Raw genomic sequence first — 539 nt, 5'->3', positions numbered from 1 at the left:
GGGCCGGTGCCGCCGTCGCCCAGCACGGCCACGGCCGTCCAGGCCACGGCCGCGGCCAGCGCGCCGCCTCCGCCGATGAGCAGGGCCTTCCTCACTTCGGGCCTCCGCCCGGCCCGAACTCCTTGCACGCCTCGTGGGCCGCGTTGACCTTCTCCTCCGGGGTTCCAGGTTTGACGCCGATCTCGATGCGGCCGTCGGGGCCGGGGTCCTTCATGTCGACGCCGTGCTCGCGCATGCACTGGGCGAACTTGAGCGCCCGGTCCTGCATCTCCTGGTCGGGCTTGCCCTTGCGGTCGCCCACCGCCGCCTCCATGAAGTGCTTGCAGGCCTGCTGGGCCTGCTCGACCTTCTGGGCCTCTCCCTTGCGCCCCTGGATCCTGATCGCGCCGTCGGGCTCGGGGTCCTTCATGTCGACGCCGTGCTCGCGCATGCACTGGGCGAACTTGAGCTGCGCCTCCCTGCGGTCGGCGGGCGCCGACCCCGTGGCCGACCCCGTGGCCGAGGCGGTGGGCTTGGCCGCGCCGCCGCTCGCGCTGGCC

The 539-nt window shown here is 73.8% G+C and carries 1 protein-coding gene; it reads right to left on the bottom strand.

The features are described from left to right. Nucleotides 1-91 precede the first annotated feature (91 nt). Nucleotides 92-539: hypothetical protein (locus DQW85_RS21625; protein ID WP_113702110.1), on the bottom strand; the 448-nt coding region annotated here is incomplete at its 5' end.

Source organism: Nonomuraea lactucae, assembly GCF_003313395.1.
GTDB lineage: Bacteria > Actinomycetota > Actinomycetes > Streptosporangiales > Streptosporangiaceae > Nonomuraea > Nonomuraea lactucae.
This window is presented reverse-complemented; position numbering and strand designations above follow the sequence as displayed.